Annotated in this window: 6 protein-coding genes; 2 read left to right on the forward strand and 4 right to left on the reverse strand. The window is 39.6% G+C overall.

What is annotated here, in order from left to right; translation table 11 throughout:
* Positions 1-71 precede the first annotated feature (71 nt).
* Together M0M44_RS15755 and M0M44_RS15760 are read left to right on the forward strand one after the other, a co-directional pair.
* On the forward strand, positions 72-1,052 hold the full coding sequence (locus tag M0M44_RS15755; protein ID WP_248726516.1) for a glycoside hydrolase family 43 protein: 981 nt from the start codon (positions 72-74) through the stop codon (positions 1,050-1,052).
* A gap of 145 nt (positions 1,053-1,197) precedes the next feature.
* Positions 1,198-1,611 (forward strand): 3-hydroxyacyl-ACP dehydratase FabZ family protein, encoded by a 414-nt coding sequence (locus M0M44_RS15760; RefSeq protein WP_248726517.1) that lies wholly within the window; start codon positions 1,198-1,200, stop codon positions 1,609-1,611.
* Positions 1,612-1,725: 114 nt separating this feature from the next.
* Here M0M44_RS15760 and M0M44_RS15765 read toward each other — a convergent pair whose 3' ends face one another.
* The 4 genes from M0M44_RS15765 to M0M44_RS15780 all read right to left on the reverse strand — a co-directional run bounded on the left by M0M44_RS15765 (position 1,726) and on the right by M0M44_RS15780 (position 16,787).
* Positions 1,726-3,654, reverse strand: a complete 1,929-nt coding sequence (locus M0M44_RS15765) for an OmpA family protein (RefSeq protein ID WP_248726518.1) — start codon at positions 3,652-3,654, stop codon at positions 1,726-1,728.
* Positions 3,655-3,666: 12 nt separating this feature from the next.
* On the reverse strand, positions 3,667-4,590 hold the full coding sequence (locus M0M44_RS15770) for a PorP/SprF family type IX secretion system membrane protein (RefSeq protein WP_248726519.1): 924 nt from the start codon (positions 4,588-4,590) through the stop codon (positions 3,667-3,669).
* A 55-nt stretch (positions 4,591-4,645) separates the two neighbouring features.
* A complete protein-coding gene (locus tag M0M44_RS15775) occupies positions 4,646-15,460 on the reverse strand; it encodes a PKD domain-containing protein (protein ID WP_248726520.1) in 10,815 nt (3,604 codons plus the stop codon).
* Between the two features lie 259 nt (positions 15,461-15,719).
* On the reverse strand, positions 15,720-16,787 hold the full coding sequence (locus M0M44_RS15780) for a BamA/TamA family outer membrane protein (RefSeq protein ID WP_248726521.1): 1,068 nt from the start codon (positions 16,785-16,787) through the stop codon (positions 15,720-15,722).
* Positions 16,788-16,829: the final 42 nt, after the last annotated feature.

Below are 16,829 nucleotides of genomic sequence, written 5' to 3' on the forward strand. Positions count from 1 at the left end.
TTTCTATGGTACTTGTTTAACTATTTGATTTTTAGTTTTTAAATAGTATTAATTAAATAAAAAGTTTAATAATGAAAATAAAAAAATATTTTAGCTTATTTGCGCTATTTTGCGTCTTTATCTGTTGTTCTCAGGAGAAAGAAACGGCTAAATATACAGTTTCAAAAGACAAACCAATCTTGTTGGCAGATCCGACGATTTTTTATGAAAATGGAGTTTATTATTTATACGGAACCACAACTGGAGATTTTCCGAACGGAGAGGGTTTTCAGGTGTACACTTCTTCCGATTTAAAAAAATGGAATGGTCAATCAGGAGCACAAAATGGTTTAGCATTTAAAAAAGGAGACGCATACGGAACGAAAGGGTTTTGGGCACCGCAGGTTTTCAAATACAACAATAAATTTCATATGATTTACACTGCCGATGAGAATATTGCCATTGCAAGCAGTGATAGTCCGCTTGGGCCATTTAAAAACGATTCTAACGCTCCAATGTTTAATTCGGGGAATCAGATCGATCCTTTCTTTTTTGTTGATCAGGATGGCAAAAAATACCTTTATCATGTGCGTTTGACCAATGGGAACCGAATTTTTGTGGCGGAACTGAAAGATGACTTGTCTGGAATTAAAGAAGAAACTTTGAAGGAATGTATTTCTGGCGTTCTTCCGTGGGAAAATACCCAGAATGTTTCTTGGCCGGTTACAGAAGGGCCAACGGTTTTGAAACATAATGATTTGTATTATATGATTTACTCTGCAAATGATTTTAGAAATCCTGATTATGCAGTAGGTTATGCAACGGCCAAGAGTCCGCTGGGACCTTGGGAAAAAGCGACTGAAAGTCCGATAATCAGCCGAAAAGATGTTGGAATAAACGGAGTAGGTCATGGTGATGTTTTCTATGATAAAAACGGAAAAATGAAGTATGTGCTGCACACGCATTTTAGCAATAGCGGTGTGTCTCCAAGAAAAACAGGAATAATCGATATTGATTTTGAAGGAAATAAAATCAAAGCAGATGCTAAAAGTTTTATTTTATTGAAAGAATAAAACTTATGATTTTTAGGGTTGGTAACGTGGGCTGTCTCAAATTGAGCCAGCCTTTTTTTTAACATTTTAACCCACTTTTAACACAGATGCAATTTAAATATTGTCTATTTCAGTTCAGATTCGTACATTGTTAAAAATTACAGACATGACTAAAAAAATAGAAGATTTAATTCCGCATCGTGCTCCATTTCTCTTTGTAGATGAAATTATTTCTTATACAACAGACACAATCGTTGGTTTAAAGACGTTTACAGATAAAGATGCCTGGCTTCAGGGCAGTTTTCCTGATTTTAATTTTGTTCCGGGAACTATTTTGATCGAAGCTATGGCGCAGTGTGGCGGTGCAGGTATAAAGCTTTTAGGAATTGCAGATGGCGTTTTTGGCTTAGTTAGTTTAGATAAAGTCGAGTTTTTTGGAGGTGTTGAGTTCAATAAACTCGTTAAATTTGTGGTAAAAAACATTCGTACAAGTGAAAAAATCATAAAGCAATCGGGTGAAGCTTTTGATGACGATAAATTGATTATGAAAGGCGAGTGGATGTGTGTGAAGCTTCAGTAGAAAATGGAAAATAGAAAATAGAAAATAGAAGCAAGAAGAAAGAAATAAGAAATAAGAAATAAAGCAATACGATAATTGAAAAACGCCCGAAGATTTGATTCTTAGGGCGTTTTTTTACATTTTGGTAATAATAAATTCGCTTCTGCGATTGACTTGGTGCTGTGCTTCTGTGCATGGAACTCCGTTAGAGCAGTTATTTATTAATTGTGTTTCTCCATAACCAATTGCGCTTTCTATTCTTTCGGGGGCAACACCTTGGGAAATTAGATAATCCCTTGTGGCTTTTGCTCTTCTATCAGACAACTCTAAGTTGTATTGATCGTTGGCGCGAGAGTCGGTATGCGATTCAATTTTTATAACAATGTTATTGTATTGATACATTAAGAGAACTACTTTATTTAATTCTATAGCAGCATCATAACGTATGTCTGATTTATCTAAATCAAAGAAGATAATTCCGATTTTTATTTTTAAAAGACCATTTTCGCGAACGATTAAAGCAGGATCTAAACCTACAAGAGCTTCTGTTTTTCCAGAGCTGTTTGCTGTAACAATTGCTTTCTTATTGGTATTATAATTTTCTTTTGTAACCTCAATAGTATAAGGTGTATTGCAATTTACATTGTTATTAAAATCGTATTTTCCGTCAAGCTGAGAAACGGTTTCAGATACTTTTATTCCGTTTGCATTTTTAAGTGTTACCATTGCACCAGCGATTCTGTTGTTCGAAATAGCATCATAAACATAACCGCTTATGGCTTGATTGCACGATCTTTCAAAAGAATAGATATCATCATCGCCTTTGCCTGTTTTTCTGTTAGAAGAGACAAAACCTTTGTTAGTTGCTTCATTAACAATATAGCCAAAATCATCCCTATTACTGTTTAATGGGGCTCCAAGATTAGCTGGAGTATCAAAAATGCCATCAGTTAGACGGCTTTCAAATACATCTAAACCTCCCAAACCTAAGAAACCATCAGAAGAGAAGTAAAGTGCCTGATCGGTAATGTAGGGAAACATTTCTCGTCCAGTTGTATTTATTTTTTCGCCTAAATTTTTAGGTTGAGAGAATTGGTTATTGCCTAAAATATCGACTACAAAAATATCTGTAGAACCAATGGTTCCTGGCATATCTGATACGAAATAAAGCTTCTTTCCATCTTTACTTACTGAAGGATGTCCTACTGAATAATTATCGCTATTAAAAGGCAGTTCTTTAATATCTGTCCATTGTGTGGTTCCGTCTTTGTTTTCTACAGCTGTTGCGGAGTAAATCTTCAGGTTGTTAATGCCTTTGCTGTCTCGTTTTAATTTCCCGTTATAATTATTTCGGGTAAAATAAATAGTTTTTTCGTCGGGAGAAAAGGCAATGCAGGCTTCGTGATACTGTGTTGTAATTTCTTTTCCGAAACGTTCTTTGAAAGTAACGTTAGATTGCGTTTCGCTGATTTTCCCCAGCTGCATATTCAGATAAGGCTGATCGTTCCAACCGTATTTTTCGGTTTTTATATAAGAAGAATCGATGGTGGTGGAGTAGACCAGATCGCCTTTGTAAAACATCGGACCAAAATCAGAATAAGCAGAATTGATGTCCAAGTTTTCTAGGATAAAAGAAGGTTTTATGTTTTCGATGTCTTCCAATGTCACATTTTTCAGCGAAAAGTTCTTAGCTCTAGCATCGGTCGATTTCTGTTTTTCGGCGAAGCTTTTCATCCATTTTTTTGCCAGTTCATAATTTTGAATCCCTTGCAGTGACTGTGCATAGCGAAATAAATATTCGGAAGAAACGTCATTGGGATATTCAGCAATTAGTTTTCCGTACCATTTGGAAGCACTTGACATTTTTGTATTGAAATAATAAGCATCTCCAAGTCGCTGAAGCGTTTCTTTAGAAGCATCTCCATTGTTGATGGAAATCTCGTACGATTTTGCGGCTTCAACATAATACATCTTATCAAAAAGAGCATCAGCCGTTTTGTTTTTGGTTTGCGAATAAATCAGCTGTATAACCAATAATGTGAGTATAGTAATTGTTCTTTTCATAGACTATCCGTATTAAAAGAATCTTGGTGATTTTAGTCCTTTTTTGCGTGAAACCAGTTCAAAACGAAGCATAATTTCATGTGTTCCGCTGTTGTAATTCTGCAATGCGGTTGTAGTATAATCATAGGCATAACCTGCCATAATCATAGGCGTGATTTGGATTCCAATAAGACCGCTCACAGAATCTGATGTACGATAGGAAACACCTAGTGTAAGAGCATTGTTGAACATAAAATTGGCAGATATATCGGCAATCAGAGGGGCTCCGGCCACATATTTTACCAAAGCTGCAGGTTTGAATTTGGTATGCGCCGAAAGGTCAAATACATATCCTCCAATAAGATAGACGTGTATTCTCTGATTGACCAGATCTTCACTGATATCATCATAAGTATAGCGTTCACGGGTCATAAAATTTGGAATTGAAAGTCCGATATAATCTCTTTCTCCGTGCCAATATAATCCTGCACCGATAACAGGAAGGAACTTGTTGGTAATATTTTCGCGAAACTGCACATCGGGATCTTTATAGCTTCCTTTAGACCAGTCAATATTGATGACGCGTCCACCTCCTTTTATTCCAAAAGAAAGTTTATGGGTCTCTCCAGATTTTATGGTATAAGAGAAGTTGGCATCTAGATATTGCTCATCTGTTGGTCCTATCTCTTCGTTTACGATTGAAATTCCAAGGCCTACATTTTTTCCGACTGGAGTATCCAAAGAAAAACTTTGAGTATCTGGAGCGCCTTCAATACCAACCCATTGCGTTCTGTAAATTCCTGTTATGGCTAAATGTCCCAGCGAACCGGCATAAGCCGAATTTACGGTAAGTGTATTGTACATATACTGCGTGTATTGGGGGTCTTGCTGTGCAAAGGCTCCATATACCGAGAATAGAGTTATTATCGCGAAAACCTTTTTTATATTTTTAATCATAGCCAATTTTATTTTGGTTAATCCTATTTTTTAAACTTTCTTTTTCTGGATAGTTTTATTTGAGATAAACCCATCCAGAGGTTTTTTTAGATCCATCTCCTAAATCAAGAATATAGAAATAGGTGCCCTCAGGAAGTGTTTTGGCAGAACCTTCTTCTTTTCCATCCCAAGTGTTTTTGTAGCCTTTTTGATAATAAACCAAATTACCCCAACGGTTAAATATCTCAAGCTGGTTATTTGGGTACCTTTCAATACAATCAATGTAGAAGAAATCGTTCTGGCCATCGTCATTTGGCGAGAATTCATTATAGATTTTCAGACAGTTTGGAGAAACAGTGGCACTATCTTGATTGTTTGCCGAATTGGTGTCTATCTGATCCAGTTTGATCAAATGGGCATTATTCAAATAATCATTAAAATCGACAACCTTAACAGTTAGTGTTAATGTTTGGACAGTTCCTTTATTAATCACTGGAATGCTCCAGATTCCTATTTTCGCATCATAACTTCCTGAAGTTACCGATGAGTTTACTAATGAGTATCCTTTAGGCAATGCATCTTGAACTTCTACATTTGTAGCAGTTAAATTGCCTAAATTTTCTGCCGTGATAGTAAATGTTACTTGAGTATCCATAGGAACATCTGTTTTATCTACTTCTTTATTTATGGCCACATCGGTAGAAGGGATGTTTATAAATTCAGAATCTTCATCATCCTCACTCTGATCTCCATTATCATTATTCGGAGTCGAGTCTGGATCAAATTGATTACTGGCGGTTACCTGAGCAATATTAACATAATCAACGCTTTCAAGTCCAAATGGATTGGCTACTGTGACCTCATAAGTTAATGTAATACCACCAACAGGAACGGTTAGATTCGCCCATTTGATAATATTCTTACTGAAGATACCGCCATTATTGATATTCGAAATATTCTTGAATCCGAGCGGTATTAAATCTTCAACAGCAACTCCAGTAGCAGTGCTTGGACCTGTATTGTTAAGCTGAAGGGTGAACATTACAACATCATCTACATTTGCATTTTTATTGCTAGCTGTTTTTTCCAGGCTTAAATCTGCAACCCCAACATTAATTTGCAAGCTGTCATAATCATCCTCTGTGGTTACTCCGTTGTTTGGAGTAGAATCTGGATCAGGAAGATTGCTGGCAATAATCTCGGTTGTATTTGTATATTCATTTGCAGCTCCCGACGGAGGGTTTACACGGGTGTAAATATCCAATGACTGATCAGTTCCGCTTACAATATTTCCGACATTCCACACTCCTGTAACAAAGTTGTATAAACCGCTGGTAGGACTGCTTGTCAAATAAGTGAATCCAGAAGGAAGCAAATCTTTAACTGCTACGCCGCTTGCATCTGCGGGACCGTCATTGGTAACGGTAACGGTAAATATGACCGTCGAGCCAACATCTTGAACTGCATCCTGATTTAATGCTGTTTTGCTAATGGATAAATCTGCCATTACAATTACAGGTGTAACCGAAATACTGCTGTAATCATCTTCGGTAGTGACTCCGTTGCCAGGCGTACTGTCGGGATCATGCTGATCTGCAGTCATAATTTCAGCTGTATTTAAGTATTCATTGGCAGCACCGGTCGGACTTTTTACAAAAACATTTATGACTAGGGTATGGCTATTTCCAGGCAGTATTATTCCAGGATTCCATTCACCGGTTAAAGGATTATATGTTCCCGAAGTGGAATTGTAAAAAATATAATCATATCCAGAAGGCAGTATGTCTTTTATGGTAACACCTGTTGCATTGCTTGGACCTGAGTTGGTTACTATAACAGAGAATGAAATCTGCGATCCCACAGCAGGGGTAAGGTTATTATTGAGCACTTTTTTCTCAATAGAAAGATCGGCTACAGCTGGAACAGGAGTTAATAGCACAGAACTGATATCGTCCTCACCGCTGACATTATTGTTTGGTGTGGAATCAGGATCCAGCTCGTTTGAAGCATAAATCTCGGCAATATTATGATAATCTCCTGTAGGATTTACTTTTACGCCTATTATTAAAGATTCAGAACCGCCACTTGGTATATTTCCTAAATTCCAGATTCCTGTGGTGTTGAAGTACTGTCCAGCTGTTGAGCTGTATGCCACATATTCATAACCACTTGGCAACAGATCTTTTACCTGAACACCAGTTGCGTTTTGTGGTCCGCTGTTATTTACGGTTATTTCGAAAGTAATAGTTGCGCCAAATATTGGACTTAGATTGCCGCCGACTATTGCTTTTGTTAGAGATAAATCTGCCATAGGTGCAGTTGGCGTTGTGGTAGCACTTGCATAATCATCTTCTGCCGCTATTCCGTTATTTGGAGTTGAATCAGGATCAGGAAGGCTGCTGGCCGTTACTTCAGCTGTATTTAAGTAATTACCCGAACCATTCACTATAGCTGTTAATTGCAATGTTTGCGCATCTCCGCTGGCCAAAGAACCAATAAACCATTTTCCGTCTGTGTTGGCATATGTTCCTTTTGTTGCTGTAAAATTACTAAAGGTATACCCCGAAGGCAGTAAATCTGTTACTTCGACACCTGTTGCATTCTGAGGACCTTGGTTGGTTATAATTATTTCAAAAGTTACCGGAGTTCCGATTAATGGCGTCGCATTACTGACCGTTTTGGTTAAAGATAAATCTGCTGTTTGCCCTAAAGGAGAAGTTGTGGCTGTTCCGTAATCATTTTCAGTTGGAACTCCATTGCCAGGGGTTGAATTAGGATCTGGGAGACTGCTGGCTGTAACTTCGGCAATGTTTACATAATTTCCAGTTGGATTTACAATGGCAGTTATTCTCAATACTTGAGAATCTCCATTAACAAATGAGCCAATTGTCCATTTTCCCGTTAGGGCATTGTAAGTTCCTTTTGTAGCGCTGTAGTTAGTAAAAGTATATCCAGAAGGCAGTAAATCAGTTACTTCAGCTCCAGTTGTATTTTGAGGGCCATTGTTGGTTGCAATTATTTCAAAAATAATTGAAGATCCTACCAGCGGAGCTGCATCATTAACGGTTTTAGATAAAGATAAATCAGCGGACTGTGCATTAGGAGTAACTGCAGCTGCTGCATAATCGTCTTCTGTAGTAACTCCGTTGTTAGGAGTAGAATCCGGATCGGGAAGACTGCTGGCAGTAACTTCCGCTACATTCAAGTAATTTCCTGTTGGATTGACCAATGCCAGAATTTGCAGTGTTTCTGATTTTCCGCTAATTAAATTACCAACTGCCCATAATCCTGTTGCTGGATTATATGTTCCGGTAGAAATTGTAAAATTAGAATAAGTATAACCGCTCGGCAGTAAATCTGTGACTGTTACACCAGATGTATCTTGCGGACCATTATTGGTAACAACTACTTCAAAAGTAACCAAAGAGCCTACCAGCGGATTGGCATTATTGACTGTTTTAGTTAGTGACAAATCTGCCGATGTCGGTACTGGAGCTGTTGTCACTTCTGCGTAATCATCTTCTGTAGTAATTCCGTTGTTTGGAGTGGAATCGGGATCAGGAAGATTTGCAGCTGTTATTTCAGCCTTATTAAGATAATCGCCACTTGGATTTACTTTCGCCACAATTTGAAGCGTTTCTGCATCACCTGACGCCAAATTGCCAACAGTCCATATTCCTGCAGCTGTGTCATAAGTTCCTGTTGAAACGGTAAATCCACTGAAAGTATATCCAGACGGAAGCACATCTGTTACCTGTATGCCAAAATTATCCTGCGGGCCATTATTGGTTACGACTACTTCAAAAGTAACGAGCGAGCCTACTAATGGTGTGGCAGTGTTAACTGTTTTAATCAATGATAAATCTGAAGACTGTGAAATAGGAGCAGTAGTCGCCGTTCCATAATCATCTTCTGTTGTTATGCCGTTATTTGGAGTTGAATCTGGATCAGGCTGACTGCTTGCCGTAATTTCAGCGGTATTGGTATAATTTCCTGTCGCATTAACTACAGCTGTTATTTGTAAAGTGTAAGAGTCTGAAATAGGTATGTTTCCAACTGTCCAAAGACCGGTTACTGGATCGTAATTTCCTGTTGTTGCATTGTAGGATACATATGTATATCCAGAAGGCAATAAATCAGTTACAGTGACTCCATTTGCTTCCTGCGGTCCAGAATTAGTTACTTCAATACTAAAAGTTACCTGCGACCCCACAAGCGGATTAGCATTATTTACTATTTTGGTTAGTGACAAGTCTGCCGATGTCGGTACTGGAGCTGTTGTCACTTCTGCGTAATCATCTTCTGTAGTAATTCCGTTGTTTGGAGTGGAATCGGGATCAGGAAGATTCGCAGCTGTTATTTCAGCCTTATTAAGATAATCGCCACTTGGATTTACTTTCGCCACAATTTGAAGCGTTTCTGCATCACCTGACGCCAAATTGCCAACAGTCCATATTCCTGCAGCTGTGTCATAAGTTCCTGTTGAAACGGTAAATCCACTTAAAGTATATCCAGACGGAAGCACATCTGTTACCTGTATGCCAAAATTATCCTGCGGGCCATTATTGGTTACAACTACTTCAAAAGTAACGAGTGAGCCTACTAATGGTGTGGCAGTGTTAACTGTTTTAATCAATGATAGATCTGAAGACTGTGGAATAGGAGCAGTAGTCGCTGTTCCATAATCATCCTCTGTTGCTACTCCGTTATTTGGAGTTGAGTTAGGATCTGGAGTATCACTATTGGTAACTTCCGCAATATTGGTATAATCTCCTGTTGGGTTTACTATTGCATTAATCTGTAAGGTTTTAGATTCGCTGCTTTTCAATATATCTAAAGTCCATAACCCTGTTGTGCTGTTATATGTTCCGCTTGTCGCATTAAAATTGCTAAACGTGTAACCAGATGGCAATAAATCGGTTACCTGAACTAAAGCAGCATCTTGGGGTCCGTGATTAGTTGTAATAATGGTAAAAGTTACTGTGGAGCCAACCAGAGGTGTTGTATTGCTTACTGATTTCGTTAACGATAAATCTGCAGAAGGAGGTATAGGAGTTAGTAGGACATTATCCTCATCATCTTCACTTTGATCTCCATCGTCATTATTAGGGTTGCTATCAGGATCAGGAAGGTCACTAGCAATAACCTGAGTTATATTTTTGTAATCTCCTGTAGGCAATACTTTCGCATCTAAAATAAGTGATTCTGCTACACCAGCATCAACAGTGCCGACACTCCAAATTCCTGTGGTACTATTGTATAAACCAGCAGATGAACTGTAATTGACATATTGATATCCAGTAGGCAGTAAATCGGTTATCTGTACTCCAGTTGCATTATTTGGACCATCATTTCTAATTATCAGTTCAAAAGAAACTTGGCTTCCTACTACAGGACTGGTATTGCCCGTAACTACATTTTTGGTTAAAGACAAGTCGGCAGAAGGGCCAATAAAGGTAATTTCAGCATTATCCTGATCATCTTCAGAAGCAACATTATTATTTGGGGTGCTGTCAGGATCAGGCAGATCGCTTCCCGTTATCTGAGCTGTATTTAGATAGCTTCCTGTAGGATTTACCAAGGCGCTGAAGGTTAGATTTAAATTAGCGCCGCTGTTTAGAACCAAATTCTGCCAGTTAATTGAGGCGTTTGCAACTTGATAGGTTCCTCCGTTTGATACTGAACCGGGCACCAAAGTATAACCAACAGGAACAACATCCTGTACATTCACGCCTGTTGCATTTCCTGGACCTTTGTTAACGACATTAATGGTGAAGTTTACTTGTTCGCCCGCAGCAGCTGAAGTAGGAGTTACCGTTTTTGAAAGTTCCAGGTCGGCTGAATTTAGAACAACATTGGCGCTGGCAATATCGTCTTCTGGAAGGCCATTGCCGGGTGTACTGTCTGGATCTTTTTGTTTTGCTGTCTGTATTTCGGCGGTATTGATATAATTGGCTGCAGAAGCAGTGTTGACTTTAGCAGTAATCTGTAATGTTAGCGTGTTTCCATTATTTAAACTGCCGACATTCCAGATGCCTGTAGTATTATTATATTTTCCTGCTCCATTATCGCTTACGTAGGTATATCCTGGAGGAAGGTGGTCTGAAACAGTAATTCCTGAAGCATTATTTGGACCGCTGTTGGTAACTCTGATTGTAAATATCACATTGTCATTTATGCTTACAGTAGTTGGCGAAACTGTTTTTTGAAGAGATAAATCAGCCAGATCTAGTGTAATAGCAGCATCATCCTGGTCATCTTCTGCCAGAATATTATTATTAGGCGTACTGTCGGGGTCAAATTGATCCGAAGCAATAATTTCAGCTGTATTTAAATAAGAACCGCTTGGCAGAATAGCTGCTTTAAAAGTCAGCGTTATTCTATTTCCATTTGGAACAGTTAGATTGTACCATGAAATAGTGTTGTCGCCAATATTGTATTGGCCTGCTAAGTTTGCAGATCCAGGGATTATTGTATATCCTGATGGGATATAATCTCTTACTGCCACATTTGTTGCATCAACTGTTCCTCCAAGAGAGTTATTATTAAAAACCTGAATATTGAATGTTACAATATCACCCGCACTTCCGCTTACAGGTGTAACCGATTTAGTCAGTTCAAGATCAGCAACGGATAGTATATTAAGTGTTACGGTATCAGAAGAAACGGCACAGTTTCCATTGCTTACCGTCCATTGGAAAACATAGGTTCCAGAGACAGTTCCTGTAACAGCGGTTGTTGGAGAAGCATTATCGGTGAACCCTGCCGTACTTGGTCCGGAAATCTGCGTCCACAATCCAGTTCCAGCAGTCGGGGCGGCTGCATTTAAATTTACAGGTGAAAACTGCGGAATTGTCTGGTCAGGTCCAGCATTTGCAGCTGATGGCAATTGATAGATGGTGATATTAACCGAATCTTGTGAAGTACATCCGTTTAGATTTAAAGTCGTAGTGGTCCATAGAAACTCATATGTCCCAGGAATTAACCCTAACATTAAAGAATTTTCATTGTTTGGCGAAGCAATATTAGCTGTGTTTGGCCCGGAAACCTGAGTCCATGTTCCCAAACCCGAAGTTACTGCCTGTGCGGCCATTGCAGCTGTGCTAACATTACATAATTCCTGATCTGGACCTGCATTTGCAACAGAAGGGGGAATGTCGTTAAATGTTATTTCAACAGTGTCAGAAGAAGGCTGGCACAATGAAGGGCTGGTAAAAGGTCCATTTGACACGGTCCATGTCAATCTATAAGTGCCTAAGGCAGTAATGTTGGATAAAGTTGTTACGGGACTATTTGGATTATTGATTACTACAGCACCCCCAGAAGGATCGTCTCCCGGACTGGCAAATGACCATGTACCGATACCTGCAGCAGGCGGTACAGCGGCAGTCTGATAAGTGGTCTGGCATGCTACGGTATCATCTGGACCTGCGTCTGCGGTACTTGGCGCTTCATTCATTTCAATACGGACAATATCGGATAATGTTCTGCAGGAAGTGCTTTCAAATGCCCATTCCAGAATATAAAGTCCAGGTACGTTTAAACCTGTAACAGTTGTCATTGGAGCAGAAGGTGTGGTAATTACCGCAGTACTGCCCGAAGGCTGGTAAACAAAGCGCCATTCTGTAACTGCGACATCAGCAGGAGGTGCATTTCCAGCTAAAGAAGCAGTTCCTCCAACATCCTGAATGCACAGGAGCTGATCAGGTCCTGCATTAGGGGCTATACTGGCACCGCTGTAAACTTCAACATTGACTGAATCTGATGAGCCCGTACAGCTGGAGCTGTCTGGAAAAGCTGTAGAATTGGTTGTGTAGGTAAATACGTAGCTGTTTCCAGGAACAACTGTTGCGTTGGCCACATAACTGCCAGGCGGAGACTGGGTAATTACAACATCAGCTGTATTTCCCGTTGTACTGGTAAGTGTCCATGTTCCTGTAGAATTTTCATTTCCTTTAAGCTGGATACTGTTTACATCGCAGTAAGACTGGTCGAGGCCTGCATTTGCAGCCGGCGCGACTACAACCACAACATCATCAAAAGTTCCAGGACAGAGAAAAACACTTTTTGCAGTAATCGTCCACCTAAAGGTGTAAGTACCAGCAGTAAGCCCTGTTATAGCTGTATTTGGATTAGTTGCATCAGCTATGCTTGGCTGGTTTGGAGCACCGGTTAGAACAGACCATTGGCCGCTTTCAAAAAAGCTGTCATAAGCGTTTGCAACCATTGTGGTACTGGTACTGTTGCAAATATTCTGATCCGGTCCTGCGTTTGCTGCATCAGGCGGAATTCCTATGGTTAAGTTGATGTCATCAAAAGATTCGCCGCACACTTCGGCATTTACTGTCCATCTGAAAATATAGTAGCCGCTGTTTGAGAATGTAAAAACCGCATTGGGATCATGTTCATTGCTAATAGTATAATTTCCCGAACCAGAGATTCTTGTCCAGGTTCCGATGCTTCCTGCACTTGCCGTCGCAGCCATAGTTATGGTATTGCCGCAGATCTGCTGGTCTGGTCCAGCGTCTGCAGCTGGAGGAGTATCTGCTATGGTTACCATAACACTGCTTTCATTGGGCAGACAGAGCCTTAATTTGTTTTCAATTGACCACGTGAAAGTATAAGTGCCACTAGAGGCAACAAGAACTTCGGTGTTAGGGTCAGCTGGATTTACTATAGTTACTCCTGTTGTGGGCACCACAGTCCATGTGCCGAAATCTTCGGGATTAGTTGTGTTTCCGCTAAGATTGAAGGATGTCGTGCCATTCGGGTAACAGGCATCGGGCCCAGCATCTGAGTTGGTAGGAGCATTGCTGTTATTGGTTATTATTTGTACAGTATCAGATATGGGAGCACTGCAGGAAGGTCCGGGATGCAGATAGGAAATAGTCCATTGCAGCTCATATGCAGCAGAATTAGCACTAAAACCCATGGCTTTGGAGTTAGGATCATTAATATCGGAGAATGTTATAGTACTTGGTCCAGAAATCTGGCTCCAGGTTCCTATTTCTCCGCTCAGAGCAGGTGTTGCGGCCAGCGGCACCTGTGAATTTGAACATACAATTTGGTCAGGTCCGGCACTTGTCGCTCCTAGCGTGCTACCAGAAACATTTATAGTCACTGTAGAAACCGAAAAACCACAAGTTGCACCTCCTCCTTTTGTTATATATTGAAAAACATACGTTCCGGGAATAAGTCCGGAAACCTGAGTATTTATAGCAAAACTATCGGCAATTAAAGCAGTGTTAGGGCCACTAAGCTGGCTCCAAAAATGCAGTCCCTCTTCTGTTGCAACTCCAGATAAAAGAGTGCTAGTATCTCCGCAGGGCAGGCTTACATCAGAGCCCGCGTTTGAAGGAGTTGGTTCGCCGGAAACTAAAATATTGAGCGAATCGAATCCGTAATCACAGCCAATAGGAAGTGATCCGTCCTGCCTTCTGATAAATTCAATATTGTATTCCCCAGACGCTGTAAGGGTAAGTGTTAATGAATTTCCAACATTTTGTAATGCAGTAGGAAATGGGCCCAGCGGTGAACTGCTTGGACCTGTTACAATCCTGTATTGGTTATAGCCGGTTCCTGTGACAGTAAGCGGAATTGTAAAAACAGTAGCATTACAGGCTCCTGCCATATCATTACCATTATTGGCTGTAATGGTCCTTGTTGAACTGTTATACTGCACGATATAATCTTTACTGAAAACACAACCGGTATTATTGTTAGTTAGTGTATATCTAAATCTGTAAGGATCTCCTAAATCTGAAATATTGGTCACCAGTGTAGTGGGACTCTGAGGTGATGCTATTACAGCACCGCTGTCTCCTTCAATCTGGGTCCACTGAACGGTTTCATCGGCATACAGAGGTGTTTGCGCTATTAGAGTAACTTGGGTAATGGAAGGGTCACAAAAAAATATATTCTCGTCTCCGCCTGGCAAGGTAGTTACATCCTGTGTTGCCGCAGGGACCGTAATGGTTACCAGATCATTGCCAGATGCACATGGACCTGTAACAGTCCATCTGAATGTATAAGTGCCCTGAACAAGATTAGAGATTTGTGTATTATTCGAATTTGGACTGTTTATCACAGGCGTATTAGGGCCGCTTACAAATGTCCATTGGCCATTCTGTCCATTAAGGCCGCAGCCGCCATAAGTTCCACTGAGGTTTGTGGTTTGTGTTGTAGTATAGCAATTGCTCAGCGTCTGGTCTGCGCCGGCTGAAACCGGAGTTACGCCGCCATAGTTGGTAACGGTAATTTGGGATGTTGTTCTGCATCTTTGTCCAGCAGCAAATTCAGGCCCTTCTATAACCCATTGAAGAGTAGTTGTGCCGCAGCTGGTCTGCGGCAACGATATGGTTGAGGTTGGCAGATTAGGAAAATCAATTATAACTCCTGCATTATTAGCCCCGACGATTTCCCAGTAAGCATTTTCTCCAGGATTTTGAGGAGTATTTGCTGTAATAGTCAATGTTCCTGAATTATTTGGACAGCTCGCAATATTGCCTCCCGCATTGGCAATTGTAATGGGCTGTACATTTACGACTTTATCCTGATAAGCAAATATCCCGTCGGCACAGGTTGCACTGTATCGAAATATGTATGTATTGCCGCCCGTGTAACCTGTTACAACTGTACCGGGACTGTTTGGAGTGGCAATAACCACTGCCGGTCCGGATATTTGTGTCCATGAAACATTTCCTATAATTGGTGATGGGACATTTCCATTTAAAACCAAGGCGTCGGTTTCGCAGATGGTAACATTCAAAACTCCTGCATTTACGGTACAGTTTTGTGCATTTGCTTTTAAAATTGAGAGAAAAATTAAAACGACAAAAGCTAATTTTTTTGATAAAGTGCAGATTCTCCAAGGAAAATAAAATTGTGCCATAAGCAATCAGGAATAGAGAGGAGGCGAAAAAAATGTATAACCACCTTAAATTAATAAATTGATTTTGAGCATTAGTTAGTTAAGGTTTTTGAATATAATTTGGGGATACTCAAATTTAAAGAAAGATGATCGTAGATTTATTTTTTCTATGTTGCATATTATAAAATGGAACAAAAAAAGAAATGTGAAACAATAAAAGTATTGTTATATGAAAACAAAAAAGCTCTAAATATTTAATTTAGAGCTTTTTTGTTTTCAATTAAAATGCTTCGCCAATTCTAAAATAAATTCCCCAGTCTCCTTTACCGACTGCGCCGTCCAGACCGACATTGAATTTTGATTTTTTGAAAGGATTGTATCGGTAACCAACGCCGCCTCCAGGATACATTTTCCAGTCAAAGTTTGGAGTATCAGAACCGTAAATGGTTGCGATACCAAAAAAGCCGACCAATCCCATTTTCTTTCCAAAGTTATATCGGTATTCTCCTTGAATGTCCATTAACCCTGAACCTCTGTATTTTCCTTCAGAATAACCGCGAATATCTGTTCCGCCAATAGTACTCTGCTGTTCAAAAGCGACATTTCCCAGTCCGAACTTTCCATAAAAACGTGCAGCGATAACATCTTTGCCTTCGCGATTGGGAAAATATTTGTTGGCCTGAAAAGAAATTCGATTCGATGCTAATTCGTTGTCTAAAAATTTAGGATAAGTAGACCAGTCCATTCTAATTTTGTAACCAGTTGTCGGATAGTAAACGGCATCTCTCGTATCGTACAATAAATTAAAGACAACTGCATTACTGTGAGAAATAGAAGAAGGAGAAATGTTATCTTCATAAACTGTATTGTAATGGGCATAAGTATAAGAAAGTCCGCCATAAAACTTGCCAACAATTTTACGCTGGCCTCCAATGCTCAATACAGTTGTTTTGGTTCCATAATCGTAAAAATCGGGCTGGTCAATATCATCCACATAAAACTGTGAATTCTGATTTCCGGTAAAAAAGAAAAATTTCAAACGCCATTTGTCTTCATTTAAATACCATTTATTAAAAAAGGCCAAAGCGTACGATTTATTTGTGGTATAAATGGCCGACATTCCAGATAATGATTTAGGTGAGATCGTATCGGCTTCATTGACTCTGTACATCATCATCGGAATTGCGCCAAACATAAAATCAAGATTCCGATTATAGCTTAGATAAGGCATTATTCGCAGTTCGATTTTCTTTTCTTTTGTTTTTTTCGGAACCGAATCGGTAATTTTTTGACCGGAACAAGGAGAAATAAAAGCTGTAAAAAAGAGTAAAAGTAGAAAATGCCTCATTGTATAATTTGTTTAGTGAAAATTACATTGGCTTATTATTCT

It is taken from the genome of Flavobacterium humidisoli, assembly GCF_023272795.1.
Lineage (GTDB): Bacteria > Bacteroidota > Bacteroidia > Flavobacteriales > Flavobacteriaceae > Flavobacterium > Flavobacterium humidisoli.

Excerpts from the sequence above, each read along its gene's own strand:
- M0M44_RS15755 (WP_248726516.1), top strand. The coding sequence starts at position 72 with ATGAAAATAAAAAAATATTTTAGCTTATTTGCGCTATTTTGCGTCTTT.
- M0M44_RS15760 (WP_248726517.1), top strand. The coding sequence starts at position 1,198 with ATGACTAAAAAAATAGAAGATTTAATTCCGCATCGTGCTCCATTTCTC.
- M0M44_RS15765 (WP_248726518.1), bottom strand. The coding sequence starts at position 3,654 with ATGAAAAGAACAATTACTATACTCACATTATTGGTTATACAGCTGATT.
- M0M44_RS15770 (WP_248726519.1), bottom strand. The coding sequence starts at position 4,590 with ATGATTAAAAATATAAAAAAGGTTTTCGCGATAATAACTCTATTCTCG.
- M0M44_RS15775 (WP_248726520.1), bottom strand. The coding sequence starts at position 15,460 with ATGGCACAATTTTATTTTCCTTGGAGAATCTGCACTTTATCAAAAAAA.
- M0M44_RS15780 (WP_248726521.1), bottom strand. The coding sequence starts at position 16,787 with ATGAGGCATTTTCTACTTTTACTCTTTTTTACAGCTTTTATTTCTCCT.